Source organism: Burkholderia sp. 22PA0099 (assembly GCF_047497165.1).
In the GTDB taxonomy this organism is placed as follows: Bacteria; Pseudomonadota; Gammaproteobacteria; order Burkholderiales; family Burkholderiaceae; genus Burkholderia.
Genome location: NZ_CP163165.1, coordinates 646090 through 672524 on the forward strand (window position 1 = coordinate 646090; position 26435 = coordinate 672524).

At 67.6% G+C, this 26435-nt stretch carries 27 protein-coding genes; 21 read left to right on the forward strand and 6 right to left on the reverse strand.

Annotated elements, in window-relative coordinates; genetic code table 11:
* Window positions 1-9: 9 nt before the first annotated feature.
* Together AB4851_RS18155 and AB4851_RS18160 are read left to right on the forward strand one after the other, a co-directional pair.
* Window positions 10-1008 (forward strand): NAD(P)H-dependent glycerol-3-phosphate dehydrogenase, encoded by a 999-nt coding sequence (locus tag AB4851_RS18155; RefSeq protein WP_414450938.1) that lies wholly within the window; start codon window positions 10-12, stop codon window positions 1006-1008.
* 278 nt (window positions 1009-1286) lie between these two features.
* Entirely contained in the window at window positions 1287-1808 is a 522-nt protein-coding gene (locus AB4851_RS18160; RefSeq protein WP_414450939.1) for an O-acetyl-ADP-ribose deacetylase, read from the forward strand.
* 37 nt (window positions 1809-1845) lie between these two features.
* Here the strand turns inward: AB4851_RS18160 and trmL are convergent, their stop codons facing one another.
* On the reverse strand, window positions 1846-2316 hold the full coding sequence (gene trmL, locus AB4851_RS18165; RefSeq protein WP_206129623.1) for a tRNA (uridine(34)/cytosine(34)/5-carboxymethylaminomethyluridine(34)-2'-O)-methyltransferase TrmL: 471 nt from the start codon (window positions 2314-2316) through the stop codon (window positions 1846-1848).
* 83 nt (window positions 2317-2399) lie between these two features.
* Window positions 2400-3197 carry a ComF family protein gene (locus AB4851_RS18170; RefSeq protein ID WP_414450940.1) on the reverse strand — a complete coding sequence of 266 codons (798 nt, stop codon included), beginning with the start codon at window positions 3195-3197 and terminating at the stop codon, window positions 2400-2402.
* Window positions 3198-3279: 82 nt separating this feature from the next.
* Here AB4851_RS18170 and AB4851_RS18175 point away from each other — a divergent pair, with 82 nt between their 5' ends.
* The 8 genes from AB4851_RS18175 (at window position 3280) to AB4851_RS18210 (ending at window position 10282) form a co-directional block, all read left to right on the forward strand.
* Window positions 3280-4242 (forward strand): methyltransferase domain-containing protein, encoded by a 963-nt coding sequence (locus AB4851_RS18175; RefSeq protein WP_414450941.1) that lies wholly within the window; start codon window positions 3280-3282, stop codon window positions 4240-4242.
* 235 nt (window positions 4243-4477) lie between these two features.
* A complete protein-coding gene (locus AB4851_RS18180) occupies window positions 4478-4954 on the forward strand; it encodes a DUF2244 domain-containing protein (protein ID WP_414443155.1) in 477 nt (158 codons plus the stop codon).
* 45 nt (window positions 4955-4999) lie between these two features.
* Window positions 5000-6625: a cytochrome c oxidase subunit II gene (gene coxB, locus AB4851_RS18185; RefSeq protein ID WP_414450942.1), complete on the forward strand. Its 1626-nt coding sequence runs from the start codon at window positions 5000-5002 to the stop codon at window positions 6623-6625.
* Window positions 6626-6679: 54 nt separating this feature from the next.
* Window positions 6680-8287 carry a cytochrome c oxidase subunit I gene (gene ctaD, locus AB4851_RS18190; RefSeq protein WP_414443153.1) on the forward strand — a complete coding sequence of 536 codons (1608 nt, stop codon included), beginning with the start codon at window positions 6680-6682 and terminating at the stop codon, window positions 8285-8287.
* Window positions 8288-8344: 57 nt separating this feature from the next.
* Window positions 8345-8485, forward strand: a complete 141-nt coding sequence (locus AB4851_RS18195; protein WP_414445665.1) for a cytochrome oxidase small assembly protein — start codon at window positions 8345-8347, stop codon at window positions 8483-8485.
* 36 nt (window positions 8486-8521) lie between these two features.
* Window positions 8522-9103 (forward strand): cytochrome c oxidase assembly protein, encoded by a 582-nt coding sequence (locus tag AB4851_RS18200; RefSeq protein WP_414450943.1) that lies wholly within the window; start codon window positions 8522-8524, stop codon window positions 9101-9103.
* A 44-nt stretch (window positions 9104-9147) separates the two neighbouring features.
* Window positions 9148-9336, forward strand: a complete 189-nt coding sequence (locus tag AB4851_RS18205) for a DUF2970 domain-containing protein (protein ID WP_414450944.1) — start codon at window positions 9148-9150, stop codon at window positions 9334-9336.
* A gap of 85 nt (window positions 9337-9421) precedes the next feature.
* The gene (locus tag AB4851_RS18210) at window positions 9422-10282 is read left to right on the forward strand and encodes a cytochrome c oxidase subunit 3 (protein WP_414443150.1); all 861 of its coding nucleotides are present in this window, start codon (window positions 9422-9424) and stop codon (window positions 10280-10282) included.
* Window positions 10283-10306: 24 nt separating this feature from the next.
* Here AB4851_RS18210 and AB4851_RS18215 read toward each other — a convergent pair whose 3' ends face one another.
* Entirely contained in the window at window positions 10307-10516 is a 210-nt protein-coding gene (locus AB4851_RS18215) for a twin transmembrane helix small protein (RefSeq protein ID WP_206129766.1), read from the reverse strand.
* An 87-nt stretch (window positions 10517-10603) separates the two neighbouring features.
* On the opposite strand from AB4851_RS18215, the gene AB4851_RS18220 reads away from it, so the two are divergent.
* The 5 genes from AB4851_RS18220 to AB4851_RS18240 are packed head-to-tail and all read left to right on the forward strand — an operon-like array spanning window position 10604 to window position 14734.
* Window positions 10604-11329: an SURF1 family protein gene (locus AB4851_RS18220; protein ID WP_414450945.1), complete on the forward strand. Its 726-nt coding sequence runs from the start codon at window positions 10604-10606 to the stop codon at window positions 11327-11329.
* A 46-nt stretch (window positions 11330-11375) separates the two neighbouring features.
* Entirely contained in the window at window positions 11376-12035 is a 660-nt protein-coding gene (locus AB4851_RS18225; protein WP_414451883.1) for an SCO family protein, read from the forward strand.
* Between the two features lie 37 nt (window positions 12036-12072).
* On the forward strand, window positions 12073-13182 hold the full coding sequence (locus AB4851_RS18230; RefSeq protein WP_414450946.1) for a COX15/CtaA family protein: 1110 nt from the start codon (window positions 12073-12075) through the stop codon (window positions 13180-13182).
* 15 nt (window positions 13183-13197) lie between these two features.
* A complete protein-coding gene (gene cyoE / locus AB4851_RS18235) occupies window positions 13198-14100 on the forward strand; it encodes a heme o synthase (protein ID WP_414443146.1) in 903 nt (300 codons plus the stop codon).
* Window positions 14101-14107: 7 nt separating this feature from the next.
* Window positions 14108-14734 (forward strand): SCO family protein, encoded by a 627-nt coding sequence (locus AB4851_RS18240; RefSeq protein ID WP_414450947.1) that lies wholly within the window; start codon window positions 14108-14110, stop codon window positions 14732-14734.
* A gap of 25 nt (window positions 14735-14759) precedes the next feature.
* Here AB4851_RS18240 and AB4851_RS18245 read toward each other — a convergent pair whose 3' ends face one another.
* Window positions 14760-15050 (reverse strand): YciI family protein, encoded by a 291-nt coding sequence (locus AB4851_RS18245; RefSeq protein ID WP_414450948.1) that lies wholly within the window; start codon window positions 15048-15050, stop codon window positions 14760-14762.
* Between the two features lie 271 nt (window positions 15051-15321).
* Here AB4851_RS18245 and AB4851_RS18250 point away from each other — a divergent pair, with 271 nt between their 5' ends.
* The 4 genes from AB4851_RS18250 to AB4851_RS18265 all read left to right on the forward strand — a co-directional run bounded on the left by AB4851_RS18250 (window position 15322) and on the right by AB4851_RS18265 (window position 21675).
* Window positions 15322-16137 carry a MetQ/NlpA family ABC transporter substrate-binding protein gene (locus AB4851_RS18250; protein WP_414451884.1) on the forward strand — a complete coding sequence of 272 codons (816 nt, stop codon included), beginning with the start codon at window positions 15322-15324 and terminating at the stop codon, window positions 16135-16137.
* Between the two features lie 202 nt (window positions 16138-16339).
* Window positions 16340-17056, forward strand: coding sequence for a translesion DNA synthesis-associated protein ImuA (imuA, locus tag AB4851_RS18255; protein WP_414450949.1), 717 nt, complete (start codon window positions 16340-16342; stop codon window positions 17054-17056).
* Window positions 16986-18464 (forward strand): Y-family DNA polymerase, encoded by a 1479-nt coding sequence (locus AB4851_RS18260; RefSeq protein WP_414450950.1) that lies wholly within the window; start codon window positions 16986-16988, stop codon window positions 18462-18464. The genes imuA and AB4851_RS18260 overlap by 71 nt, the downstream gene beginning before the upstream one ends.
* A 4-nt stretch (window positions 18465-18468) precedes the next feature.
* Window positions 18469-21675 (forward strand): error-prone DNA polymerase, encoded by a 3207-nt coding sequence (locus tag AB4851_RS18265; RefSeq protein ID WP_414450951.1) that lies wholly within the window; start codon window positions 18469-18471, stop codon window positions 21673-21675.
* A 28-nt stretch (window positions 21676-21703) separates the two neighbouring features.
* On the opposite strand, the gene AB4851_RS18270 is transcribed toward AB4851_RS18265, so the two are convergent.
* Window positions 21704-22951, reverse strand: a complete 1248-nt coding sequence (locus AB4851_RS18270) for an MFS transporter (RefSeq protein WP_414443140.1) — start codon at window positions 22949-22951, stop codon at window positions 21704-21706.
* 61 nt (window positions 22952-23012) lie between these two features.
* Window positions 23013-23801: an IclR family transcriptional regulator gene (locus tag AB4851_RS18275; protein ID WP_414450952.1), complete on the reverse strand. Its 789-nt coding sequence runs from the start codon at window positions 23799-23801 to the stop codon at window positions 23013-23015.
* A gap of 527 nt (window positions 23802-24328) precedes the next feature.
* Between AB4851_RS18275 and nagA the strand changes: the two genes are divergently transcribed.
* Window positions 24329-25432: an N-acetylglucosamine-6-phosphate deacetylase gene (gene nagA, locus AB4851_RS18280; protein WP_414445663.1), complete on the forward strand. Its 1104-nt coding sequence runs from the start codon at window positions 24329-24331 to the stop codon at window positions 25430-25432.
* Complete coding sequence (locus AB4851_RS18285; RefSeq protein ID WP_414445662.1) at window positions 25425-26432, forward strand: SIS domain-containing protein; 1008 nt, start codon at window positions 25425-25427, stop codon at window positions 26430-26432. Before nagA ends, AB4851_RS18285 begins: the two co-directional genes overlap by 8 nt.
* Window positions 26433-26435: the final 3 nt, after the last annotated feature.

The following is a 26435-nucleotide window of genomic DNA, read 5'->3' on the forward strand; positions in this document are numbered from 1 at the left end:
GCTGGGTCTATGAAAGTTGCTGTTCTCGGCGCCGGTGCGTGGGGCACCGCGCTTGCCGCGCATCTGGCCGCGCGGCACGATACGCTGTTGTGGGCGCGCGATCGCGCGCTCCTCTCGGGGCTGGCCGCCCATCATGAAAATTCCCGCTACCTGCCCGGCGTGCCGTTGCCGGCCGCGCTGCGCTGCGAGCCCGATCTCGCGATCGCGCTCGATCATGCGGCCGCCGCCGACGCGCTCTGCGTGATTGGTGCGCCCGTGGCCGGGCTGCGCGCACTGTGCGCCGCGATGCGCGCCGCGCCGCGCGTGCCGGCGCACGTGATCTGGGTCTGCAAGGGCTTCGAAGCCGAAACGGAATTGATGCCGCACCAGATGATCGCCGAAGCGCTGCCGGGGCATGCGAGCCACGGCGTGCTGTCGGGGCCGAGCTTCGCGCGCGAGGTGGCGCAGGGCCTGCCGGTTGCGTTGACGGTCGCCAGCAGTTCGGCGGCGTGCCGCGATCGCACGCTCGGAGCGTTCCATCACGGCGCGATGCGCATCTATACCGGCGACGACGTGGTCGGCGTCGAAGTGGGGGGCGCGGTCAAGAACGTGCTGGCGATCGCTACCGGCATCGCCGACGGGCTCGGGCTGGGCCTGAACGCGCGCGCCGCACTGATCACGCGCGGGCTGGCCGAGATGTCGCGGCTCGGCGTGGCGCTCGGCGGCCGTGCCGAAACGTTCACGGGCCTGACCGGCCTGGGCGACCTGATCCTGACCGCCACCGGCGATCTGTCGCGCAATCGCAAGGTCGGCCTGCAACTGGCGGCCGGCTTGTCGCTCGACGAGATCCTCGCCGCGCTCGGCCATGTGGCCGAAGGCGTGCGCTGCGCCCGCGCGGTGCTGGCGCTGGCGCGCGCGCAGTCGATCGATATGCCGATCACCGAAGCGGTCTGCAGCGTGCTGTTCGAGGGTGTCGCCGCGCGCGATGCCGTCAGCGGGCTGCTGCGCCGCGACGCCAAGGCCGAGTGAATTCAGGCGGCCGCAAGCGCCGCCCTGCACGCTGGAACGGGCTTGAACGAGGCCTGGCCGGTTGCCATCATCGGACGGGAGATATCTGATGAATCTCCGTCAACTTTCCTGATTGAATGCCGATCGGCGTTGAATGTCGGGCAATGCGCTGCTGTGCTCCGGCCGGAACTGCCATGTTGCCGCCTGCGTAAAGCGCAACAAACGGTTCGGTTTCTGGCGCCGCGCCGTCATCGCGCCTACGCTTGCCTTATCGAGATTGCCCCCGATGGGAGGCCTGCATGCTCACGATCGGTTCGACGCGCATCGAAGCGCGTGTCGTCGACATCACCACGCTGACGGTCGACGCGATCGTCAACGCGGCGAACGAATCGCTGCTCGGCGGCAGCGGCGTCGACGGCGCGATCCATCGCGCGGCCGGCCCCGAACTGCTGGCCGAATGCCAGACGCTGGGCGGCTGCACGACGGGTGACGCGAAGCTCACCCATGGCTACCGGCTGCCGGCGCGGCATGTGATCCATGCGGTCGGCCCGGTGTGGCACGGCGGGATGTCGGGCGAGGCCGAGCAGCTTGCCGCGTGCTACCGGCGCTCGCTCGAAGTGGCGGCCGCGGCCGGCTGCGCGTCGCTGGCCTTCCCGGCGATCAGTTGCGGCGCGTACCGGTTTCCGCCCGAGGTGGCCACGGCGATCGCCGTCAGCACGGTGGTGTCGATGCTGCCCGGCGCGGGCTTCACGCGCATCGTGTTCGCCTGCTTCAGCGACGACATGCTCGACCACTACAACGCCGAACTGGCGCGGCTCTGACGGCAAGCGCGTGAAGTGAACGCGTGAGGCAAGCGAATTACTCGCCGCCTTCGAAGCCGGCCTGGCGCCACGCTTCGAACACCACCACCGCCACCGTATTCGACAGATTGAGGCTGCGATTGCCGGGCCGCATCGGCAGACGCACGCGTTGCTCGTTCGGAAAGCGCGCCAGCAGCGCCTCGCTGAGGCCGCGCGTTTCCGCACCGAACACGAACCAGTCGCCGGGCGTGAACGCGTGATCGTGGAAGCGGCCCGAGCCGCGCGTGGTGAATGCGAACAGGCGCGCCGGGTCGGGCGTTTCCTTGTCGAGGAACGCGTCCCAGTCGCGATGCACGTTCATCTGCGCGTATTCGTGATAATCGAGCCCGGCGCGACGCAGCTTCGCGTCGTCGAGCGGGAAGCCGAGCGGCTCGATCAGATGCAGCCGCGCGCCGGTATTCGCGCACAGGCGGATCACGTTGCCGGTGTTCGGCGGGATTTCGGGTTCGACGAGTACGACGTTGAACATGTTCGTTTCCAGTTCGTTGATGCGTGATGCAGATGGGGTTCTGCAGCGCGAGGCCGGCGCTTGCCCAAGCCGCTTCGGCCCCGCTAATCCTTCGCGGTGCGCAGCGCGACGTAGTTCGTCACGCGCCGCGCGCCCGCTGCCTTCAGCCTTGCGGCCAGCGCGTCGAGCGTGGCGCCCGACGTCATGACGTCGTCGACGACGCCTACATGCAGCCCGCGCACCTCGCCCGCAACGACGAACGCGCGCGCGACGTTGGCGCGCCGCGCTGCTTCGTCGAGCCGCGATTGCGGCGCGGTGTGCACGGCGCGCGCCACGAGTCGCGCATCGGCTGGCACGCCGAGGGTGCGTGCGAGCGGCTGTGCGATCGCCCAGGCCTGGTTGTAGCCGCGCTCGACGAGCCGTTGCCGCGACAGCGGCGCGGGCACGATCACGTCGGGCCGCGGATCGCCGGCCGGCGCATCGGCGGCCATGCGCGCGAGCCGCTCGCCGAACAGCGTACCGACGGCGAGCCGCGCGCGGAACTTCAGATCGAGCACCAGCGTATCGAGCGGCGCGCGATAGTCTGCCAGCGCGAGCGTTGCATCGAACGGCGGTGGTGCGGTGCGGCAGCGGTCGCAACGGTAATCGGTGCGATGCCCGGCCGGCGCGCGTTGCCGATGCGGTTGCCGCGCAGCAAGCGGCAGCGCGCATTGGGTACAGCGCAGGCGCGACTCGTTCCAGTACGCCGCGTCGCAGGCTTCACACAGCACGTTGCGTGACGAATTGCCGCACAACGCACACAGATTCGGCAGCGCAACGGCAATCGCGCGTCGGCAAGCCATGCGCAGCGCCCCAGCGAGCCCGGCCGACATGCTGCGGCGCAATACGGCGGTGATGTTCATCGGGTTTCTCCACGCGGGCCGCTCGCACTGAAGCACGCGAGGCTAGCGAGTATACTTCGCGCACTTCGCCAGTTTGCCCGACATGTCCTCCGTTTCCGCACCCTCCGGCCGTCCGGCCAATGATCCCCGGCATCTGCAGCGGATCTTCGATCGCCGTGCCGCCGTCTTCGACGCGGTTGCATTCCTGCCACGAGAAATTGCCCAACGCATGGGCGAACGTCTTGACTACATCAAGGTGAATCCATCGGGCGTGCTCGATGCGGGCTGCGGCGTCGGCAACGATCTGCCGCTGCTGCGCGCGCGGTTTCCCGAGGCACCTGTCTATGGCGTCGATCTATCCACGGCGATGCTCGCGCGTGCGGCCTCGCAGGAATCGGCCGATACGAGCTGGCGGCGGTTCCTGCCGGCCTCGCTGTCGAAGGCGCTCGGCCAGCGCGGGCCGCGTCTCGCGCAGGCCGATTTCGCGGCGTTGCCGTTCGCGGGCAGTGCGTTCGATTTCGTCTGGTCGAATCTCGCGCTGCACTGGCACTCGCGCCCGGACCTCGTGTTTCCCGAATGGCAGCGCGTGCTGCGCGTGGGTGGCCTGCTGATGTTCAGCACGCTCGGCCCCGATACGCTGCGCGAATTGCGTGCCGCTTATGCCGATGCTGAGGCCGTTACCGATTGCGCGCCGCGCCCACACGTGATCGACTTCGTCGACATGCACGATCTCGGCGACATGCTCGTCGAAAGCGGTTTCGAGATTCCCGTGATGGATCAGGAAGCGTTGACGATCACCTACAAGTCGGCCGCCTCGCTGTTGGCCGACGTGCGGCGCTGGGGCGCCTATCCGTTCGCGCGCGGCGCGGGCGAACGCCTGCCGGCACGCACCTATCGTGCGTTGGTCGATGCGCTCGAAGCGCGTCGGCGCGACGACGGCACCATCGCCTTGAGCTTTGAAGTGATCTACGGACACGCCTGGAAAGCCACGCCGCGCATGACCGCGGAAGGTCATGGAATCGTGCGTCTGGAAGATATCGGACGCGGCCCTCGCAAGAATATTTAATGCGGTAAAGAGGGGTTTCGTTATGCCGGAAATTAGCGCTCGAAAACGACGCCAAAAAGTCTCCTAAAATGCTTGAAACGCTTGTCCAGCATGGGTTTGGCGGCGCCGGGGGCTTGCTTGTAGATGCGGTTTTTCACGCCTATAATGCGTCAGTTTGCCATTCTGTAAACGCCCCGCAATACAGGGCTGCAGGCCCGTTTCGGGCCAGCTTCGATGCCGATCGCGAGAGGCAGCGATGAGTGGAACGACAGGTATCTCGGACACCGAAACAGTTTTGATGGATTGGCTCATCAAGCGCAATTGTTCGGTTTCGCCGCGCCAGTTCGTGGCGTGTTACGTGTCGCTGGCCGTGTTCTCGCTCGCGATCGCCGTGCTGTTGTGGTGGCGCGGCGCCTGGCTCGTGCTGCCATTCACCGGCGCGGAGTTGTTGGCAGTCGGCGCGGCATTCGCCATCTATGCGCGCCACGCAGTCGATTACGAACGCATCAGGTTGTTTCCGCATCGTCTGCTGATCGAGCGGATGAGCGCCGAGCAACTGACGCGCTTCGAGTTCAACCCGTGCTGGGTGCGGGTCGAACCGGGGGCGTCGCCGCGCGATCCGGTCAGGGTCGTGTCGCGCGGGCAGAGCGTCGTGGTCGGGCAGTACCTCGCTCAATATCGGCGAGCCCAGTTCGCTCGTGAGTTGCATGCGTCGTTGAGGCGATGCGGCTGATCGGGGCGGCCGCCGGCATCGTGGGCGGGTGGGGGGAGGGTAGGAATGACAATTTTGGGTAAGGAAATCATGAAAACAATCAATCGCGCCCTCATTGGTTTGCTGGCGGTAGGCGGGTTACTCGCGTCCGGCGCTGCCCTGGCCGTCGGCGACAGCCCCGGTGGGCCGCGCGTCAACGAGATCAACCTCCAGCCCCCCGTCACGAAGATCGCGCAGGAACTGTACGACCTGCACACCATGATGCTGATCCTTTGCACGGTGATCTTCGTCGGCGTGTTCGGCGTGATGTTCTATTCGGTTTTCGCACACCGCAAATCGCGCGGCCACAAGGCCGCGAATTTCCATGAAAGCACCACCGTCGAAATCATCTGGACGATCGTGCCGTTCGTGATCGTCGTGCTGATGGCGCTGCCGGCCACCAAGGCCGTGGTCGCCATGAAGGACACCACCAACGCCGATCTGACCGTCAAGGTCACGGGCTATCAGTGGAAGTGGGGCTACGACTACGTGAAGGGGCCGGGCGAGGGCATCAGCTTCGTGTCGACGCTGACCACCCCGCGCAGCGAAGTGAACGGCCAGCAGCCGATCAGCGATACCTACCTGCAGGAAGTCGACAACCCGCTCGTGGTGCCCGTCGACAAAAAGATCCGCATCATCACCACGGCCAACGACGTGGTCCATTCATGGTCCGTGCCGGCGTTCGGCGTCAAGCAGGACGCGATCCCGGGCTTCGTGCGCGACGCCTGGTTCAAGGCCGACAAGATCGGCACCTATCGCGGCTCCTGCACCGAGCTGTGCGGCAAGGAACACGCCTACATGCCGGTGGTCGTGAAGGTCGTGTCGGCGGACGATTACGACAAATGGGTCAAGGACGAAAAGGCCAAGGCCGCTGCCGCGACGCTCGATCCGAACAAGGTCTGGACCAGCGCCGAGCTGATGGCGCACGGTGAGGACGTCTACAAGGCCAATTGCGCGGCCTGCCACCAGCCGAACGGCAAGGGCCTCGGTGCGTTCCCGGCCATCGACGGCAGCAAGATCGCCACCGGCCCGATCGCCGGGCACCTCGACATCGTGCTGCACGGCAAGGGCGCGATGCCGAGCTGGGCGTCGCTGTCCGATGTCGATCTGGCCTCGGTGATCACCTACGAACGCAATGCCTGGGGCAACCACATGGGCGACGCGCTGCAGCCGAAGCAGGTGACCGACGCGCGCAACGGCAAGATGCCCGAAGGCGGCGCGGCACCGGCCGCCGGCAACGCGCCGGCCGCGAATGCATCGGCATCCGAAGCATCGGTGCAGGCTGCGGCGGCAACGGGCGCGTCGGATGCCGGTGCGGCGGATGCGGCGCAAACCGCCGCGCTGCCCGCCGCGGTCTATTTCGACACCGGCAAGAGCGACCTGCCGGGTGACGCCCGGGCCGTGATCGACGCGGCGGCGCAATATGCGAGCGCGCATGCCGATGCGAAGCTCACGTTGTCGGGTTACACGGACAAGACGGGGTCGGCGGCTGCCAATGCCGATCTCGCCAAGCGCCGCGCACAAGCCGTGCGCGACGCCCTCAAGGCCGCGGGCGTGGCCGAGGGCCGCATCGTGCTGCAAAAGCCGCAAGCGATCACGGGTGGCGCCGACGCCAGACAAGCGCGACGGGTACAGATCGCACCGGCCGCCTGAGCCACCGTTCGTCGTCCTGACCGACGGCATCGGAATACGAATTAGGAGACATCCATGTCTAGCATTGGACACGACGTACCCGCAGACCACGCGCACGACGAGCATGCGCACGCGCTGCCGCATGGTTGGCGCCGCTGGCTGTTCGCAACGAATCACAAGGACATCGGCACGCTGTATCTGCTGTTCTCGTTCGTGATGTTCCTGTCGGGCGGCGTGATGGCGCTCGGCATCCGCGCCGAGCTGTTCGAGCCGGGCCTGCAGATCATGCGCCCCGAATTCTTCAACCAGCTCACCACCATGCACGGCTTGATCATGGTGTTCGGCGCGATCATGCCGGCGTTCGTCGGCTTCGCGAACTGGATGATCCCGCTGCAGATCGGTGCGTCGGACATGGCCTTCGCGCGCATGAACAACTTCAGCTTCTGGCTGCTGCCGGTGGCGGCGGTGCTGCTGGTCGGTTCGTTCTTCGCGCCGGGCGGCGCCACGGCGGCCGGCTGGACGCTCTACGCGCCGCTCTCGACGCAGATGGGGCCGGGCATGGATTTCGCCATCTTCGCGGTGCACTTGATGGGCGCCTCGTCGATCATGGGCGGCATCAACATCGTCGTGACCATCCTCAACATGCGCGCGCCCGGCATGACGCTGATGAAGATGCCGATGTTCGCGTGGACCTGGCTGATCACGGCCTACCTGTTGATCGCCGTGATGCCGGTGCTGGCGGGGGCGATCACGATGGTGCTGTTCGACCGTCACTTCGGCACCTCGTTCTTCAACGCGGCCGGCGGCGGCGATCCGGTGATGTACCAGCACATCTTCTGGTTCTTCGGGCATCCCGAGGTCTACATCATGATCCTGCCGGCGTTCGGGATCGTCTCCCAGGTGATCCCGGCGTTCTCGCGCAAGCCGCTGTTCGGCTACAGCTCGATGGTGTACGCCACCTCCTCGATCGCGATTCTCTCGTTCATGGTGTGGGCGCACCACATGTTCGCCACCGGCATGCCGGTCACGGGCCAGTTGTTCTTCATGTACGCGACGATGCTGATCGCGGTGCCGACCGGCGTGAAGGTGTTCAACTGGGTCGCCACCATGTGGCGCGGTTCGCTGAGCTTCGAGACGCCCATGCTGTTCTCGATCGGCTTCCTGTTCGTGTTCACGTTCGGCGGCCTGACGGGCCTGATGCTCGCGATGGCGCCGCTCGACATCCAGTATCACGGCACCTATTTCGTGGTGGCGCATTTCCACTACGTGCTGGTGGCCGGCTCGCTGTTTGCGCTGTTCTCGGGCTGGTACTACTGGTCGCCGAAATGGACCGGCTGGATGTACAACGAGATGCGCGGCAAGATCCACTTCTGGGCGACGATGATCTTCTTCAACGTCACGTTCTTCCCGATGCATTTCGTCGGCCTGGCCGGCATGCCGCGCCGCTACGCCGATTACCCGGCGCAGTTCACCGATTTCAACCAAGTGGCGACGATCGGCGCGTTCGGCTTCGGTCTTGCCCAGGTGTACTTCCTGTTCGCGGTGGTGCTGCCCGCCTATCGCGGCGGGGGCGAGCTGGAGCGAGCCGGCGACAAGCCGTGGGATGGGGCGACCGGCCTGGAATGGACGGTCCCGAGCCCGGCACCGTTTCATACCTTCGAGCACCCGCCGACGGTCGACTGACGCACCATGCGCTGGTCGCCCGGCCCGGGCGGCGGCGCCCACCACCCGCCCGAGCCGATGACCCGCCACTCTTCACAAGCACGCACACCCGCGCAGATCCGCGCGGGCAACAAGCGCCTCGGCCTGATTTTGCTTGCCGTGGTCGCCGTATTCTTCATTGCCGCCGTCGCCAATCAGTGGATCGCTTCGACCTCATGATGTAGACGCCGGCCCAGACAGAGAGGATTCCTCACCATGTCGAAATCGATCGCCGAGGCCGACAGCCTGTTCAACCGCACGATGCTGATCAAGCTCGTGATCGTGGCGGCGCTGATGTTCGGTTTCGGCTTTGCGCTCGTGCCGATCTATCGCGCGATCTGTCAGGCGACCGGCATCAACAATCTCGTGCAGCGCGATGTCAGCGCGCGCGAGGCGCGCAACACGCAGGTCGACCTGAGTCGCACGGTGTCGGTCGAACTCGATGCGAACGCGCGCGGGCCGCTCGGCTTCCGGCCCGAGCAGCGCAGCCTCGACGTGCATCCGGGCGAGGTGATGACGGTGGTGTACGAAGTCACCAACGGGCAGGACCGGCCGGTCGTCGCGCAGGCGATCCCGAGCTACGCGCCGAAGCAGGCGACCGAGTACTTCAAGAAGATCGAGTGCTTCTGCTTCACGCAGCAGACGCTGAAGGCGAACGAGTCGCGCAAGATGCCGGTGGTGTTCGTGATCGACAAGGCGCTGCCGAAGGATGTGAAAACCATCACGTTGTCCTACACGTTTTTCGAACTGAACAAGCCGGCGCCGGTGGCGGCCGTGCAGGCCAGCCAGGGCGCGTGACGCGGCAGGGCTGCACGGCGAATGCAATGCAGGCGGGAGAGGTCATGGCACAAGGCTCGATCGGCAAGACGTTCAAGGCGGTGTTGTGGTCGTTCTTCGGCGTGCGCAAGCGCAGCGATCTGGAGGCGGACGCGCAATCGCTGAATCCGCTGCATGTGCTGCTGGTCGCACTGGTCGCGGCGGCGCTGTTCATCGGCGTGTTGTTGCTGATCGTGCGGGCGGTGGTGGGGTAGCGGCAGGAACAACGGCGCGAGGCGTTGCGCTCGCGCGGCGGTCCGGGTGATCCGGACTCAACTGGACTGAAGTGGAGAATCAAGCATGAGCGCTCATAACGAAAGCCCTTACTATTTCGTGCCGCATCCGTCGCAATATCCGATCAGCGCGGCGCTCGGCCTGCTCGTCATGCTCGGTTCGCTGGCGCTCTGGATCAACGGCCACGGATGGGCGCCGATCACGGTGGTGCTCGGCCTGCTGTGGGTGCTGTTCGTGCTCTATCACTGGTTCGGCGATGCGATCTCCGAATCGGAGGGCGGCATGTACGGCCAGCGCGTCGACAAGTCGTACCGCTGGAGCATGAGCTGGTTCATCTTCTCCGAGGTGATGTTCTTCGGCGCGTTCTTCGGCGCGCTGTTCTATGCGCGCGAGATCGCGATGCATCAGCTCGGCAGCCTCGATTACCGGCTGATCTGGCCGGACTTCAGCGCGGTATGGCCGAACGAGGGGCCGGCCGCGCTGGCCGGGCACTTCCGCACCATGGGGCCGTGGCCGGTGCCGACCATCAATACCGCGCTGCTGCTGACCTCGGGCGCGACGCTGACGGTGTCGCACCACGCGCTGCGCGAGGATCACCGCCGCAAGGCGATCGCCTGGCTGGCCGCCACCATCGTGCTCGGCGTCTCGTTCCTGTTTCTGCAGGGCTTCGAATATTTTCATGCGTACCACGAGCTGAATCTGACGCTGGCCTCGGGGGTTTACGGTTCGACGTTCTTCCTGCTGACGGGCTTCCACGGCTTCCACGTGTTCCTCGGCGGCACGATGCTGACGGTGGTGCTGGTGCGGATGCTGCGCGGGCACTTCACGGCCGATCACCACTTCGCGTTCGAAGGCGCGGCGTGGTACTGGCACTTCGTGGACGTGGTGTGGCTCGGCCTGTACGTGGTGGTGTACTGGCTGTCGTAAGCGCGAGGCGTGGGCGGGCCGGCTTCAGCGGCCCATCGGGATGCCGGTCGAGTGAATCCAGCCCATCCAGTTTGCAAACAGGATGAACAGGAACAGCGAGATCGACAGCCCGACGCGCGTGGCGAGCGACCAGACCATGCGCTTGGTGTGGCCACGGTCGTGCATCATGAAATAGAGGGCTGACGCGAGGCTTGCGAGGATCAGCGCAAACGCGATGGGAACGAGGATGTGCATGGCACTTACCGTTGACCGGCGGTTCGTCGACGACCGGACGATTATCGCACTTCGCTCCAGCGGATGCGAATGTTCTGGAGTCCGAAGATGAAGCTGCATTGGCTGCCCGCGCTGCTGATTCTCGCGGTGATTGCGCTGACCGTGCGGCTCGGCTTCTGGCAACGCGATCGTGCGCATCAGAAGGAAGCGCTGGAAGCGAACGTGACGCGTTATGAACATGCGGCGCCGTTCGTCGCGGGCGCTGCGCCGGTGACGCTGCAGGCGGTGGAGTTTCATCGCGTGCGTGCGACCGGGCGCCTGATTGCGGCCGACGCCGTGTTTCTCGACAATCGCGCGTACCGCGATCAGCCCGGCTTCTATGTGGTGATGCCGATGCGGCTCGCCGACGGCGCCTACGTGCTCGTCAACCGTGGCTGGTTGCCGCGCAATCTGGCCGAACGCACGACGATCGCGCCGTTCGCGACACCGCCGGGCGAGGTGACGATCGAGGGTATCGCGCGCGCCGATGCGTCGCGTGCGTTCGAGCTCGGCAGCGGTGGCTCGGCCGCGCATCAGCCGATCCGGCAGAACCTCGACGTGGCCGAGTTCGCGCGCGAAACAGGGCTGCCGTTGCTGCCTTACGTGATCCAGCAGACCAGCCACGGCGACGACGGCCTGGTGCGCGACTGGCCGCAGCCGACGCAGGATGTCGGCCGCAACTACGGCTACATGGTGCAGTGGTGGGCGATGGCGGCGGCTGCCGCCGTGGCGGGCCTGTATGCCGCGCGGCGTGCGGCCCGCAAGACTGCCTCAGGCGTGGCTCGAGATACCTGAAGCAGAACCGGGCGGCGCGTCGCGTCGCACTTCGAATGAGATTCGTATGGAGAACGATGCCGTGTCGACCCCGTCTTCCCGCCCGGCGCCGGCCCAAACCGGGCGCGGCACATCGTCGCAGAATGGCTCGTGGCGGCGCGGCCGCTGGGTGCTGCTCGCGCTGTTCCTGATCTGCGCCGCGCCGGTCATCGCATCCTATTTCACGTACTACGTCGTCAAGCCCCGTGGCGGTTCCACCAACTACGGCACGTTGATCTCGCCGCAGCGGCCGATCCCGGCCGGCCTGACGGCGACCGACGAAACCGGCCGCACGGTGCCGCTCGCGTCGCTGCGCGGCGTCTGGCTGCTGGTGATGGAAAACGGTGGTTTGTGCGATGATGCGTGCGCCCGGAAACTGTACTTCATGCGGCAGGTGCGCGCGACGCAAGGCGGCGAGCGGCAGCGGATCGTCCCGGTCTGGCTGCGCAGCGATGCCGTGCCCGTCGACGCAAAGTTCCTGTCGGCCTATCCGGACACGCGGCGCTTCGTCGTCGATCCCGCCGCGGTCGAGGCCTGGCTGCCCGCCGATGCCGGCACGCACGCCACGGATCACATCTATCTGGTCGACCCGAGCGGCAACCTGATGATGCGGTTCCCGAAGGATCCCGACCCCAGCAAGATCAAGAACGACGTGACGAAGCTGCTCAAGTGGTCGAGCATCGGTTGAGGCCGGGCCACGCTGTGCGGCGCAACGAGAATTCTGGATGTACCTACTGCAACTCGGCCTGATCGGCCTGACGATCGCGCTTCTGCCCCTGTCCTATGTGTGGGTGAAGGCCGACGACGACAAGTTCCGCAAGCTCGTCTGGATGACGACCTTCTTCACGCTCGATCTCGTGATGTTCGGCGGCTTCACGCGCCTGACCGATTCGGGCCTCGGCTGCCCCGACTGGCCCGGCTGCTACGGCACCTCGTCGCCGTTCATTGCGCACGCGGCGATCTCGGCCGCGCATCTGGCGATGCCGTCGGGGCCGGTCAGCATGTCGAAGGCCTGGATCGAGATGATCCACCGCTATTTCGCGATGGCGATCGGCGTGCTGATCATCGCGCAGGTGCTGATCGCCTGGGTGGCGCGCGCGCGGCGCCGGCCGTTGTCGGTGTCGCCGTGGTGGCCCACCGGCCTGCTGCTGCTGATCCTCGTGCAGGGCGCGTTCGGCGCCTGGACGGTAACGATGAAGCTGCAACCCGTGATCGTGACGATCCACCTGCTGCTCGGCCTGACCCTGCTCGGTTCGCTCGGCTGGCTCGCGGCGCGCATGACGCCGCTGCCGGCGTACGACCCGGACGCGGGCCGCCATCGCGCCGCGGCGCTCGCGGCGCTGCTGCTGCTGGTCGTGCAGATCGCGCTGGGCGGCTGGGTCAGCACCAATTACGCGGTGCTCGCCTGCACCGATTTCCCGACCTGCAACGGCCAGTGGGTCCCGCCGATGGATTTCGCGCACGGCTTCCATCTGTGGCGCGCGCTCGGCATGGCCGGCAACGGCGAGGCGATCACGCAGGACGCACTGGTGGCGATCCACTGGACCCACCGCACGTTCGCGTTCGTCGTGATCGCGTTCCTGGTGGTGTTCGCGTGGCGCATGCGCCGCTATGCGTCGCTGCGGCGGCCCGCCGACGGCGTGCTGCTGGTGGTCGCGATCCAGTTCGTGACGGGGCTGACCAATATCGTGCTGCAGTGGCCGCTGCCCGTCGCCGTCGCCCACAACGGCGGGGCAGCGATCCTGTTGCTGTTGCTGATCATGTTAAACTTTCGAATCCTTTCAAGTCGCTCCAGCCGCGTCGCGCTCCCCACGCGCGACATCGCGCGCGCCTGACGACGCCAAGCGCCCATGGAATCCTCGCTTTCCCAGTCCCCCGGCAGCCGCCTGTCTCAGTATTTCGCGCTGACGAAGCCGCGTGTCACCCAGCTTGCCGTGTTCTGCGCGGTCATCGGGATGTTCCTCGCCACGCCCGGCATGGTGCCGTTGCGCGTGCTGATCGGCGGCACCATCGGCATCTGGCTGCTGGCCGGCGGCGCGTTCGCCATCAATTGCCTCGTCGAGCAGAAGATCGACGCGAAGATGCGCCGCACCGCCTGGCGGCCGTCGGCGCGCGGCGAGATCACCTCGCCGCAGATCCTCGCGTTCTCCGCGGTGCTCGGCGGCGCCGGTGCCTGGACGCTCTACACGTTCACCAACGCACTGACGATGTGGCTGACGATCGCCACGTTTGTCGGCTACGCGGTCATCTACACGCTGCTGCTCAAGCCGGCCACGCCGCAGAACATCGTGATCGGCGGCGCCTCGGGCGCGATGCCGCCGGCGCTCGGCTGGGCCGCCGTCACGGGCAGCGTCCCCGGCGACGCGTGGATCCTCGTGCTGATCATCTTCGTCTGGACGCCGCCGCACTTCTGGGTGCTCGCGCTCTATCGCGTCAAGGATTACGAACAATCGGGCCTGCCGATGCTGCCGGTCACGCACGGCTCGAAGTTCACGCGCCTGCATATCCTGCTCTACACGGTGATCCTGTTCGTCGTGACGATGATGCCGTTCATCTCGGGCATGAGCGGCGTGGTCTATCTGGCCAGTGCGGTGGTGCTCGGCGCGGTGTTCCTCGCCTATGCGTGGAAGGTCTACGTCGATTACTCCGATGAACTCGCGCGCCGCGCCTTCCGCTATTCGATCGTGTATCTGTCGCTGCTGTTCGCGGCGCTGCTGATCGACCACTACGCGCGTCCGGCTCTCGGTTTCTGAGCGCCACGTGACGTCGCCTTCCCGCTTCGCGCGGCGGCGCCGCCTGCTTGCCGCCGCCGCAACCTGCCTGCTGGCGGGCAGCGCGGCCGCCGGCCTCGCGGGCTGCCAGCCGCAACCCGCCTTCCAGAATCTCGACATCACCGGCAATACGCAGTTCGGCAAGGATTTCGCGTTGCCGGATACGGCCGGCAAGATGCGCACGCTGGCCGATTTCAAGGGCCGCGCGGTGGTGCTGGTGTTCGGCTACACGCATTGCCCCGATATTTGCCCGACCACGATGGCCGACCTGGCGCAGGCGATGCAGACGCTTGGGCCCGATGCCAGACGCGTGCAGGTGCTGCTCGTGAGCGTCGATCCCGAGCGCGATACGGCCGCGCTGCTCGCGCAATACGTGGCCGCGTTCGACCCGTCGTTCGTCGCGCTGCGGCCGGCCGACGATACGCAACTGAAGCAGGTCGCGAAGGCGTTCCGCATCTACTACGCGAAGTCACCGGGCAAGACGCCCGGCAGCTACACGATGGACCACACCGCGGCCAGCTACGTGTTCGATCCCGACGGCAAGCTGCGCCTGTTCGTGCGCGACGGGCAGGGCGCGGGGCCGTGGGTGCACGACCTGAAGCTGCTGCTCGGCTGAGTGCGCGGCGGCGGCCGGCGCGCGCTCAGGGCAGCGCCGGCAGGTTCAGCCCCGCCGCCACGCGGGTGGTCCTGAATTCGGTGACGGTGTAGGTCACGAGCCCCTCCAGTACGAACGGATCTTCGGCGAGGATCGCGTCGAGCCGTTCGCGTTCGATGCGCGCCGCGAGAATCACGCCGCCGTCGCGCGGCACCTTCGGCCCCGAGGCGATGAACACGCCACTGTCGAAATGAATCTGCAGATGGGCGCGATGCCGGTCGAGCGCCGCGTCGATGCGATCGCGCGAGGCCGTGTAGTGGAAATCGATGACGTACATTCGGGGTCCTGTCCGGGAGGGCGGCGGCCTGTGCGCCGCGCCGATCTGCTTTGTAGCACAGCCGCTTCGAGGCCCGTGCGTCGCGCGTCGATTCGCTGCGACGATTCGCAGCATGGATTCGCGCCGCCAGGCATACCCATATGAGCGGGATGTATTTCACTTGGCGCGAATCCTGTGACACCATTCGCATCCTTGACGGGCGGGCGGCCACGAGCCGCGCTGCTCATATCCGGTAAAGCAACAGCAATACAGCAAGCGAGAACAACAAATGATGAAGCGTCGCAATCTCCTGAAAGTGGTATCCGCCGTCGCCGCCAGCGCGGCCCTGGGTGTGTCGTTCGGCGCGCAGGCGCAGGACAAGGTGATCAAGGTCGGCACGGTCGCAGGCCCCGATGCGCAGGTCTGGCAAGTCGTGCAGAAGGTCGCGAAGGAGAAGCAAGGCCTGAACGTGAAGGTCATCGAATTCAACGATTACGTGCAGCCGAACGCGGCGCTCGATTCGGGCGATCTCGACGCCAACAGCTTCCAGCACCAGCCCTACCTCGACAGCCAGGTGAAGCAGCGCGGCTACAAGCTCGTCAGCGCGGGCCTGACCTACATCTCGCCGATCGGCGTCTACTCGAAGAAGTTCAAATCGCTGAAGGACCTGCCGGAAGGCGCGAAGGTCGCGGTGCCGAACGATCCGTCGAACGAGAACCGCGCGCTGCTGCTGCTGCAATCGCAAGGCGTGATCAAGCTGAAGGCCGGTGCGGCTACCGGCGGCAACAACGCGACGGTGCTCGACGTGACGAGCAACCCGAAGAAGCTGAAGCTGACCGAACTCGATGCGGCGCAACTGCCGCGCGTGCTCGGCGATGTGGATGCGGCCGTGATCAACACGAACTACGCGATCGCCGCGAACCTGCAACCGACCAAGGATGCGATCGCGCTCGAATCGCTGACCAGCCCGTACGCGAACCTGATCGCCGTGCGCGCGCAGGACAAGAACCAGCCGTGGGTGAAGAAGCTCGTGGCGGCTTACCAGTCGCCGGAAGTGCGCGCCTATATCCTCAAGGAATTCAAGGGTTCGATGGTGCCGTCGTTCTGAGCGACCGCCGCGTTTCCCTGGTTTGACCGAAAGGCCCTGCGGGGCCTTTCGTCGTTTACGGCGCCGGTTGGCGATACGGTTTTCGATACCGCTTCCGGCCCCTGAAATTGTTTCTCGAAAATCATGCGTCGCCGGACGGCTTCTCATATACTGTATAAATATACAGTTATTGTCGGCTTCACACCGCCTGCCCGTCTGCCCAATGTCGTCCGCCTCCGTTCCCCTCGAATCGCTGCATCCTTCGCTCTGGCGCGGCTCCCAGCTCGCCCGGGGCGGCGCGCGCACGGTCGGCACCGGCTATCCGGCGCTGTCGGCCGAGCTGCCGGGCGGCGGCTGGCCGGTCGGCGCGCTCGTCGAGCTGCTTGTGCCGCATGCGGGCTGCGGCGAGATGCGTCTGCTCGCGCCGGGGCTGGCCGGCACGGTGGCCGAGCGGCGGCCGCTGGCCCTGGTCGCGCCGCCGCATCCGCCGCACGCGGCGGCGCTCGCCGCGCTCGGCGTGCCGCTCGATGCCCTGCTGTGGTTGCGCACAGGCAATCGGCGCGACGCCCTGTGGACAGCCGAACAAACGCTGAAGGCCGGATGCTGTGGCGCGCTGCTGTTCTGGCAAATGGAGGCCGCGCCGGCCGACGTGCTGCGCCGCCTGCATCTGGCGGCCGCGCGCGCGGGCGACACGCTGTTCGTCATGCTGCGCCCGCTCGCGGCCGCGCAGCAGCCGTCGCCGGCCGTGCTGCGGCTGGCGGTGCATCCTTCGCCGGCGGGCGTGACGGTCGAAATCGTCAAGCGGCGCGGGCCGGCCAGCGCCGCACCGCTCGAACTGGCGCTGCCGTCGCCGATCGTGGAGGGACGTTATGCGCGTCTTGCTCGGCATCCATCTGCCGCGCCTGTCGCTCGACGTGTGCGCGCCGCCGTCCGAGGATGAGGCCGGCCGCGCCGTGCTCGAACAGGGCGTGGTGCTGCTGGCCGATGCGGCGGCGCGTGCGCGCGGCGTGCGTGCCGGCATGAAGCGCGGCGGCGTGCTGACGCTCGCGCCCGACACGCGCATGGTGGAGCGCGATCCGGCCCGCGAGGCCGACGCGTTGCGCGCGGTCGCGCTCGCGCTGCTGCGCTTCTCGCCGTCGGTCGCGCTCGACGAGGAAGCGACGCTGATCGTCGATGTCGGCCCGAGCCTGCGCCTGTTCGGCGGCCTGCCGTCGTTGTGCCGCCAGGTGCGCGCCTCGCTCGAGGCGCTCGGTTATGCGGCGCGTGTGAGCGCCGCGCCCACCGGCCGTGGTGCATGGCTGATGGCGCGCGCCTGGCGGCGCGCCATCAGCCGGCGGGTGGCGCGCCATGCGTCGCTGCAACGCGTGCTCGATGCGCTGCCGTGCGTGCTGATGCCGGCCGCGCGCCCGTATGCCGGCTGGTTCGACGGGCTCGGCTGCACGGTGCTGGCCGACCTGCGCCGGTTGCCGCGCGCGGGCCTGCAACGCCGCTGCGGCCCCGAACTGCTGGCCGCGCTCGATCGCGCCTATGGCGAGCTGCCCGAGCCGTTCGCGTGGCTGCCGATTCCCCCCGAATTCGATGTGCGGCTCGAACTGCCCGAGCGCGTCGAGCATGCCGAGGCGGTGCTGTTCGTCGCGCGCCGGCTCGTCGCGCAGCTTGGCGGCTGGCTGTCCGCGCGGCAGTTGTCGCTGTCGGCGCTGCGCCTCGATCTCGATCACGAGCGTGGCCGCGCCGCCGTGCCGCCCACCGCGATCGCGCTGGCGTTCGCCGAACCGACGCGCGACGAAACCCACTGCCTGCGCGTGCTCGGCGAGCGGCTCGCGCGCATCGCGCTGCCGGCCGCGGTGATCGCGGTGCGGCTCGTGGCGACGCGCGTCGAGGCGGTTGCGCCGCCGCCCGTCGATCTGTTTCCCGAGCCGGGCCGCACGCACGAGGAACGCGCGCGGCTGGTCGAACTGCTGGGCGCGCGGCTCGGCGCGGACAACGTGTTGCGCGCCGCGCCGTCGGCCGATTACCGGCCCGAAGCGGCGAACCGCTGGCTGCCGCTGCATATGCCGGCCAGGCGCGGCGGCGTGCCCGCCATGCCCGACGCGCCGGCCGCCGCACCGCGCCCGGCCTGGCTGCTGGCCGAACCGGTGGCGCTGGCGATGCGCGAGAACCGGCCCTGCTATCGCGGGCCGCTGCGCCTGATGTCGACGCACGAGCGCATCGAGGGCGGCTGGTTCGACGGCAGCAACGTCGAGCGCGACTATCACGTCGCGCAGGACGAGGACGGCGCCTGCTACTGGATCTACAAGGCCGCAGAGGGCGGCGAGCTGCGCTGGTTCCTGCACGGCCTGTTCGGGTGACGCGATGGCGACCTCGGCCGCGCTGCCCCTGCCCGATTACGCGGAGCTGTTCTGCCGCTCGAATTTCTCGTTCCTGACCGGCGCGTCGTCGGCCGACGAGCTGGTCGAGCGCGCGCTGAAGCTCGGCTATCGCGGCATCGCCATCACCGATGAATGCTCGCTGGCCGGCGCGCCGCGCATGCACGTCGCCGCCAAGGCGCTCGGCCTGCCGCTCGTGATCGGTGCGTATTTCGAGGTGACGGCCGACGCGGTCGCGCCGGGCGGCGACCCCGGCCCGGGCGCGTTCGGGCTGGTGCTGCTCGCGCGCAACCGCGAGGGCTACGGCAACCTGGCCGAGCTGATTTCGTGGCGGCGCATGGAATCGCCGAAGAAGGGCAGCTACACGCTGACGCCGCGCATGCTGGCCGCGCCGCCGCCGCCGTTTGCGCACCTGCGCGGCGTGCCCGATTGCTTCGCGATCCTGGTGCCCGCGTATCCGGTGCGCGCCGATGTGCTCGACGCGCAGCTTGCGTGGTGCGCGCGCGTGTTCGGCGCGCAGGCGCGGCTCGGGCTGGTGCAGCTTGGGCGCGCGCTCGACGGCGTGCACCGCGAGACGATCGAGGCCGCTGCCGCGCAGCGCGCGATGCCGCTCGTCGCGCTCGGCGACGTGATCATGCACGCGCGTTCGTGCAAGCCCCTGCAGGACACCATGACGGCGATCCGCATCGGCCGGCCGGTCGGCGAATGCGGCTATGCGCTCGCGTCGAATGCCGAGCAGCACCTGCGCGCGCGCAACCGGATCGCGCGACTGTTTCCATCCGAGGCGGTGGCGGAAACCTGCCGGATCGTCGAGGCCTGCCGCTTCGACATGAAGGAGTTGAAGTACGAATATCCGCTCGAGATCGTGCCCGACAACATGACGCCGGCAGCGTATCTGGAGCAGGAAGTCTGGAACGGCGCGCGCACGCGCTATTCGAAAGAGGATTACCCCGACGGCGTACCCGATACGGTCAGGCAACGGATTCGCTACGAACTCGATCTGATCATCGAGAAGGAATACGAACCGTTCTTTCTCACCGTGTACGACGTCGTCAAGTTCGCGCGAAGCCGGGCGATCTTGTGCCAGGGGCGCGGCTCGGCCGCGAACTCGGTGGTGTGCTATTGCCTGCGCGTGACCGAAGTGGACCCGGCGCGCAGCACCACGCTGTTCGAGCGCTTCATCAGCCGCGAGCGCGACGAGCCGCCCGATATCGACGTCGACTTCGAGCACGAGCGCCGCGAGGAGGTCATTCAGTACATCTACGAAAAATACGGCGAGGATCGCGCTGCGCTCGCGGCCGCCGTCTCCACCTACCGGCCGCGCGGCGCGCTGCGCGAAACGGGCAAGGCGCTCGGCGTCGATCCGATGCTGGTCGAGCGCGTGGCGAAGGAGCACCGCTGGTTCGACGGCCGCGACGACCTGCTCGCGCGCTTCGCGTCGGTCGGGCTCGATCCCGAGGTGCCGATCATCCGGGCGTGGGCGGAGCTGGCCTCGCGGCTGCTCGGTTTTCCGCGCCATCTGTCGCAGCATTCGGGCGGCTTCGTGATCAGCCGCGGCAAGCTCACGCGGCTCGTGCCGATCGAGAACGCGGCGATGGAAGGGCGGCGCGTGATCCAGTGGGACAAGGACGATCTCGAAGCGCTCGGGCTGATGAAGGTCGACGTGCTCGCGCTCGGCATGCTGACCGCGCTGCGGCGCGCGTTCGATTTCATCCAGGCGTGGCGCGGCGAGCGAATCGGGATCGACGATATTCCCGAGCCCGACCAGCCGACCTACGACATGATCTCGAACGCCGATACGGTGGGCGTGTTCCAGATCGAATCGCGCGCGCAGATGTCGATGCTGCCCCGGCTGCGGCCGAAGGAATACTACGATCTCGTGATCGAGGTGGCGATCGTGCGGCCGGGGCCGATTCAGGGCGGGGCCGTGCACCCTTACCTGCGGCGGCGGCAAGGCCTCGAGGAAGTCAGTTATCCGAAGGATGATCTGAAGCCCGCGCTGGAACGCACGATGGGCGTGCCGATCTTCCAGGAACAGGTGATGCAGATCGCGATCATCGCGGCCGGCTTCACGCCGGGCGAGGCCGACCAGCTCAGGCGCGCGATGGCGGCCTGGAAGCGCAAGGGCGGGCTCGAACACTATTACGCACGCATCGTGGACGGCATGAACGCGCGCGGCTATCCGCGCGATTTCGCCGAGCGGATCTTCGAGCAGATCAAGGGCTTCGGCGAATACGGTTTCCCGGAGAGTCACGCGGCGAGCTTCGCGATCCTCGTCTATGCGAGCAGTTGGCTCAAATGCCACGAGCCGGCGATCTTTCTGGCCGCGTTGCTGAACAGCCAGCCGATGGGCTTCTATCCGCCCGCGCAACTGGTGCAGGACGCCAAGCGCCACGGCGTCACGGTGCGGCCCATCGACGTGACGGCCAGCAACCGGGACGCCTCGCTCGAAGCCCTGCCCGGCGAGCCCCCGCCGCTGGGCCGCCCGGCGGTGCGGCTGGGCTTGTCGCTGGTGGCGGGCTTGGGCAAGGAGGCGGCGCTACGCATCGAGGCGGCGCGTGCGGTGCGCGCGTTCGACAGCGTCGATGACCTCGCGCGTCGCGCGCGGCTGGAGCGTCGCGATCTCGAAGCGCTGGCCGCCGCGAACGCGTTCGCGACGCTGGCCGGCAACCGGCGCGATGCGCTCTGGCAGGCGGTGGCGGCCGCGCCGTCGCGCGACCTGCTGGCGGCCGCGCCGATCGACGAGCCGGTGCGGCCGGAGTTGGGCGCGCCGTCGGAAGCCGACGACATCCTGGCCGACTACCGCACCACCGGCCTGACGCTGAACCGTCATCCGGTGGCGTTGCTGCGCGATGCATTGCGCGCGCGGCGGCTGGCGTCGGCCGAGGAGTTGAGCGTGCACCGCAACAAGCGGCTCGCGCGCGCCTGCGGCATCGTCACCGCGCGGCAGATGCCGGGCACGGCGAAGGGCACGCTGTTCGTCACGCTGGAGGACGAAACCGGCAGCGTCAACGTGATCGTGCGGCGCGAACTGATCGAGCGGCAGCGCCGCGAGGTGCTCGATGCGAAGCTGCTGGCCGTGTACGGCGTGTGGCAAGCGGAGAACGAGGTGCGGCACCTGATCGCGCAGTATCTGGAGGACCTGACGCCGCTGCTCGGCGGGCTGCGGACGTCGAGCCGCGAGTTCCACTGAGCCACGCCGTTTTAGTTTGCAATCCGGATCATTCGACGGTGGCCAGATCGCGCCCGCGCGTCTCGGGCAGCACCCAGGCGGCCAGCACCACGATCAGGTAGGCGCAGCCGGCGCACACGCCCATCGCCGCTCCGAGCCCGGTGCGCAGGCTGACCACGCCCACCAGCGTCGGCATCACCGCGCCGATCGCGCGCCCGGCGTTGCCGCACAGCCCTTGCGCGGCGCCACGAATGCGCGTCGGGAAAAGCTCCGCCAGGAACGCGCCGGTGCCGGCGGCGGTGCCCGATTGCAGCGTGCCGAGCACGAAGCCGAGCACCAGCGTGGCCGCGAGATTGATCGGCGCCATCGTGTAGACGCCGACCGCCACCGCCTGCAGGCACGCGATGATCATGAAGGTCTTGCGGCGGCCGAACGCGTCGGCCATCCAGCCGTTCAGGAACGCCCCCGCGAACGAGCCGAGGATGTTGATCGCCAGATAGCCGCCGATGTTGTTGATCGACAGGTTCAGCACGATCTTCAGATAGGCCGGCAGCCAGGTGATCATCACGTAGTTGCCGCCGTAGATGCCGAACGTCAGCAGGATCGCCTTGATCGTGGTGGCGCGGCTCGGCCCGCGGAAGATATCCCAGATGCCGACCTTCGCGGCCGGCGCGGTGCCGGCCGCGCCGCCCTGTTCGCGCACGAACACCGGCGCGTCCTCGATATTGCGGCGAATCCACAGCACCAGCACCGCCGGCACCACGCCGAGCGCGAACAGCAGACGCCACGCCAGGTTCGGCGCCAGCGTGTTGAACAGCAGCGTGGTCAGCAGCACCGCGATGCCGTAGCCGATCGCCCAGCCGGCCTGCAGCGCGCCGACCACGCGCCCGCGCAGCTTCGGGTTGATCGTCTCGCTGATCAGCACCGCGCCCACCGCCCATTCGCCGCCGAAGCCGATGCCCTGCAGGCTGCGCGTGATCAGCAGTTGCCAGAACGAATCGGTGAAGGCCGACAGGAACGTGAACAGCGAAAACCAGGCGATGGTGATCTGCAGGATGCGCACGCGCCCGTAGCGGTCGGACAGCACACCGGCGATCCAGCCGCCGAGCGACGCCATGATCAGCACCGTGGTGCCGAGAATGCCGGCCTGCCCGCGCGTCATGCCCCACAGGGCGATCAGCGTCGGGATCGTCAGCGCGTACATCTGGGTATCCATCGCGTCGAGCCCCCAGCCGCTGAAACAGGCCCAGAAGGTGCGCTTCTCCGATTTGCTTAGTTCTCTTAACCATGAAGGCATCGTGTCGGTTTCCTCGTCATCCGTATGGGGGCGGGCATTGCGGGCCGCGCGGCGGCCGTCGTCAGGCCGGCGTGTCGGGGGCGTCCTGCGTGCCGGCGTGGCGTTGCGCGGCGGCCAGCAATGGGCCGTCGTCGCCGCCGAGCCGGTTGGTGGCCTGCGCCGCATAGCCGAGCAGCAGCGGCAGGTAGCGCGTCATGGCCGCGTCGTTCAGGCGGCTGATCGGGCCGACCAGCCCGAGCGCGCCGGTCAGGCCGTGCGCCGCGCCGAACACCGGCACCGAGATGCCGGCCGTTTCGGGGTCGCGCTCGCCGGCCGACTTGTAGTGGAAGGACTGGCGCACCGTGTCGTACGGTTCGCCGGCCGCGCCCCCGAACGCCAGCAGCACGCGCCCGCTTGCGCCGCGTTCGAGCGGCAGGATGTCGCCGGGCTGGACCTCGGCGCGCAGCACGTGCCGCGAACTGATGCGATACAGGCAGACGCGCTGCTCGCCGTCGCGCACGTGGAACGACACCGATTCGCCGGTTTCCTCGTTGAGCCGCCGCATCAGCGGCATCAGCACGTCGGTCAGGTCGAGCGTGGATTCGTAGATCGCCGCGAGACCCAGCGTGGCGGGGCCGACCCGGTAGCGGCCATCGTCGAGGCGCATCAGCAGCCGGTGGTGGCAAAGCGCGCCGAGCAGCCGCAGCGCGGTGCTCTTGTAGAGCCCGGTGCGGGCGGCGATCTCGGTCAATGTCAGGGGCGCTTCGTCGCGCCGGAACGCGAACAGGATCGACGCGGCGCGATCCAGCACGTCGATGCCGCTCGGCGTGACGCCGAGCGGAGATTGGGTGGCTTCACGCGCCCTGACCATAATCGGGTTTCCGGAAATTCTATCTGATAGAACAATCACTTAGCAGATAGAACAGATTATCGAAACGCCCCGGGATGTGCAATGGTCAGCGGAAAGACGGCCCCGATGCGTGATCGCGCCCCGGGGCCATGCGGTATGTCTGGCGTGGGTTCGATACCAGATCGGAAACTGGTTCTATATTGGTATTGGTAGGCCTTGAAAGGCGTTCGTCTGCCCGTCGGTATGCAAAGCGTCAAAGAACGGGTTGGGGTAAATCCCGATCCAAAAAATCTTAAGTAAACAACGCCATGAGTCGACTAAAACACGCTCGTGGCAAGGTTTTTCGGCGAATCCAGGGCACGGAGCCCACTAAATTGACTGGTATTAGTTTGGTTATATAATCGGCTCGCTTTAAACGGGAAAGCGGCCTGCCGCGCCGCACCGTCCCGTCAAGCACCGCCGCCGCGATCGAGGTCAGATGCCAAGTCCGTCTGATCCGCCGGCCGGCTTCCTCTCGCAACCGCCATACCGGAAATCAAGTGAACGCGATGCTGACCGGAAATATCCTGACACCCGAGGGCTGGCGCCAAGGCACGATCGAATTCGGCAACGGCCGGATCACGTCGCTGACGGGCCGGCCTGTCGATCCGACCACCAACGATGCGCCCTATATCGTGCCGGGCTTCATCGACCTGCACGTGCACGGCGGCGGCGGCGCCGACGTGATGGAAGGCGGCGACGCGATCGAGAAGATCGGCCGGACTCACGCGCGCTTCGGCACCACCAGCCTGCTGGCCACCACCATGACGGCCCCGCGCGATGAACTGATGAACGTCGTCGCGCAACTGGGCGAGCGCGCCCGCAACCGCACGCCGGGCGCCGCCCGCGTGCTCGGCGTGCACCTCGAAGGCCCGTACATCAACCCCGGCAAGCTCGGCGCGCAGCCCGACGCGGCGGTGTCGGCGGCGCTCGACGAAGTGCTGCGCTATCTGTCGATCGCGCCGATCCGCGTGGTCACGCTGGCGCCGGAAATTGCCGGCCACATCGAGATCATCTCGGAGATGGCCGCGCGCGGCGTGCGTGTGCAGCTCGGCCATTCGCTCGCCACCTACGAAGATGGCGTGGCCGCGCTCAAGCACGGCGCCTGCGGCTTCACGCACCTGTTCAACGCGATGTCGCCGCTGCATCACCGCAACCCGGGCCTGGTCGGCGCGGCGCTCGCCCATGCCGAATACGCGGAGATCATCCCCGACCTGCTGCACGTTCACCCGGGCGCGATCCGCGCGGCGCTGCGCGCGATCCCGCGCCTGTACGTCGTCACCGACAGCACCTCGGCCACAGGCATGCCCGACGGCGAATACCGCCTCGGCAGCCAGCACGTCACCAAATGCCTGGGCGGCGTGCGCCTGGCCGACGGCACGCTGGCCGGCAGCACGCTGACGATGGACCAGGCGTTCCGCAATCTCGTCTCGCTCGGGCTGCCGATGGCCGACGTGTCGAACCGCATGTCGCGCTACGCGGCGGACTACCTCGGTCTCGAAGATCGCGGCCGTCTCGCGCGCGGTGCATGGGCCGACGTCGCGGTGTTCGACCGCGACCTGAACCTGAGCGCAACCTACGTCGAAGGAGAATCGATTGTCGAATATGCTTGAAGAGGCGCGCCAGGCGTCCGAGGTGGTGGCCACCCAACTGGCTGATCAGTCCGCCGTTGAGGCGCTGGTCGGGCGCCTGCTCGATACGCCGCCGCAAGTCGCGCTGACCGTCGCGCGCGGCAGCTCCGATCACGCGGCCAGCTATTTCGCGAGCCTGACCATGAGCCGCCTCGGCGTGCCGGTCGCGTCGCTGCCGATGTCGGTGGCCACGCTCCAGCAGGCGCCGCTGCGCGTGCGCGACCAGCTCGCGATCGCGTTTTCCCAATCGGGCAAGAGTCCCGATCTCGTCAACACGATGGCCGCGCTGCGCGACGCCGGCGCCCGCACGGTGGCCGCCGTCAACGTGCTGCCGTCGCCGCTGGCCGATGCGTGCGAACACGCGCTGCCGGTGGCCGCCGGCCCCGAATTGTCGGTGGCCGCCACCAAGAGCTATATCGCGATGCTGTCGCTGTCGGCGCAGATCGTCGCGCTCTGGCAGCGCGACGCGGCGCTGATGACGGGCCTGCGCGCGTTGCCCGACACGTTGGCCAAGGCCGGCGCGCTCGACTGGAGCGCCGCGGTGGACGAGTTGCGCGACGCCGAACGCATGATCGTGATCGGCCGTGGCCTGGGCCTCGCGATCGCGCAGGAAGCCGCGCTCAAGCTCAAGGAAACCTCGGGCATCCAGGCCGAGGCGTTCTCGAGCGCCGAGGTGCGTCATGGCCCGATGGAGCTGATCGACCGCGACTATCCGCTGCTGGTGTTCGCCCCGCCCGGTCCCGAGCAGGCCGGCCTGCTGACGCTGGCCGCCGACATGCGCGCCCGCGGCGCCCGCGTGCTGCTCGCCGCGCCGCACGGCACGCCCGATGCGACGCTGCCGCTCGAACGCGCGGCCCACGTGGCGCTCGATCCGGTGGCCGCGATTCTGTCCTTCTACGTGATGGCCGCGCAGCTTGCCGTGGCGCGCGGGCGCGATCCCGACGCGCCGCGCCATCTGAACAAAGTTACCGAAACGCATTGAACC

What these genes read in the sequence shown, in the direction of transcription:
- trmL (WP_206129623.1), bottom strand. Translation starts at nt 2,316, where the DNA reads ATGTTCAACGTCGTACTCGTCGAACCCGAAATCCCGCCGAACACCGGC.
- imuA (WP_414450949.1), top strand. Translation starts at nt 16,340, where the DNA reads ATGTCGTCCGCCTCCGTTCCCCTCGAATCGCTGCATCCTTCGCTCTGG.
- AB4851_RS18170 (WP_414450940.1), bottom strand. Translation starts at nt 3,197, where the DNA reads ATGAACATCACCGCCGTATTGCGCCGCAGCATGTCGGCCGGGCTCGCT.
- AB4851_RS18250 (WP_414451884.1), top strand. Translation starts at nt 15,322, where the DNA reads ATGAAGCGTCGCAATCTCCTGAAAGTGGTATCCGCCGTCGCCGCCAGC.
- AB4851_RS18265 (WP_414450951.1), top strand. Translation starts at nt 18,469, where the DNA reads ATGGCGACCTCGGCCGCGCTGCCCCTGCCCGATTACGCGGAGCTGTTC.
- AB4851_RS18195 (WP_414445665.1), top strand. Translation starts at nt 8,345, where the DNA reads ATGACCCGCCACTCTTCACAAGCACGCACACCCGCGCAGATCCGCGCG.
- cyoE (WP_414443146.1), top strand. Translation starts at nt 13,198, where the DNA reads ATGGAATCCTCGCTTTCCCAGTCCCCCGGCAGCCGCCTGTCTCAGTAT.
- nagA (WP_414445663.1), top strand. Translation starts at nt 24,329, where the DNA reads ATGCTGACCGGAAATATCCTGACACCCGAGGGCTGGCGCCAAGGCACG.
- AB4851_RS18245 (WP_414450948.1), bottom strand. Translation starts at nt 15,050, where the DNA reads ATGTACGTCATCGATTTCCACTACACGGCCTCGCGCGATCGCATCGAC.
- AB4851_RS18205 (WP_414450944.1), top strand. Translation starts at nt 9,148, where the DNA reads ATGGCACAAGGCTCGATCGGCAAGACGTTCAAGGCGGTGTTGTGGTCG.
- AB4851_RS18155 (WP_414450938.1), top strand. Translation starts at nt 10, where the DNA reads ATGAAAGTTGCTGTTCTCGGCGCCGGTGCGTGGGGCACCGCGCTTGCC.
- AB4851_RS18160 (WP_414450939.1), top strand. Translation starts at nt 1,287, where the DNA reads ATGCTCACGATCGGTTCGACGCGCATCGAAGCGCGTGTCGTCGACATC.
- AB4851_RS18270 (WP_414443140.1), bottom strand. Translation starts at nt 22,951, where the DNA reads ATGCCTTCATGGTTAAGAGAACTAAGCAAATCGGAGAAGCGCACCTTC.
- AB4851_RS18230 (WP_414450946.1), top strand. Translation starts at nt 12,073, where the DNA reads ATGTACCTACTGCAACTCGGCCTGATCGGCCTGACGATCGCGCTTCTG.
- AB4851_RS18175 (WP_414450941.1), top strand. Translation starts at nt 3,280, where the DNA reads ATGTCCTCCGTTTCCGCACCCTCCGGCCGTCCGGCCAATGATCCCCGG.
- AB4851_RS18275 (WP_414450952.1), bottom strand. Translation starts at nt 23,801, where the DNA reads ATGGTCAGGGCGCGTGAAGCCACCCAATCTCCGCTCGGCGTCACGCCG.
- AB4851_RS18200 (WP_414450943.1), top strand. Translation starts at nt 8,522, where the DNA reads ATGTCGAAATCGATCGCCGAGGCCGACAGCCTGTTCAACCGCACGATG.
- AB4851_RS18260 (WP_414450950.1), top strand. Translation starts at nt 16,986, where the DNA reads ATGCGCGTCTTGCTCGGCATCCATCTGCCGCGCCTGTCGCTCGACGTG.
- AB4851_RS18285 (WP_414445662.1), top strand. Translation starts at nt 25,425, where the DNA reads ATGCTTGAAGAGGCGCGCCAGGCGTCCGAGGTGGTGGCCACCCAACTG.
- coxB (WP_414450942.1), top strand. Translation starts at nt 5,000, where the DNA reads ATGACAATTTTGGGTAAGGAAATCATGAAAACAATCAATCGCGCCCTC.
- AB4851_RS18180 (WP_414443155.1), top strand. Translation starts at nt 4,478, where the DNA reads ATGAGTGGAACGACAGGTATCTCGGACACCGAAACAGTTTTGATGGAT.
- AB4851_RS18210 (WP_414443150.1), top strand. Translation starts at nt 9,422, where the DNA reads ATGAGCGCTCATAACGAAAGCCCTTACTATTTCGTGCCGCATCCGTCG.
- ctaD (WP_414443153.1), top strand. Translation starts at nt 6,680, where the DNA reads ATGTCTAGCATTGGACACGACGTACCCGCAGACCACGCGCACGACGAG.
- AB4851_RS18225 (WP_414451883.1), top strand. Translation starts at nt 11,376, where the DNA reads ATGGAGAACGATGCCGTGTCGACCCCGTCTTCCCGCCCGGCGCCGGCC.
- AB4851_RS18220 (WP_414450945.1), top strand. Translation starts at nt 10,604, where the DNA reads ATGAAGCTGCATTGGCTGCCCGCGCTGCTGATTCTCGCGGTGATTGCG.
- AB4851_RS18215 (WP_206129766.1), bottom strand. Translation starts at nt 10,516, where the DNA reads ATGCACATCCTCGTTCCCATCGCGTTTGCGCTGATCCTCGCAAGCCTC.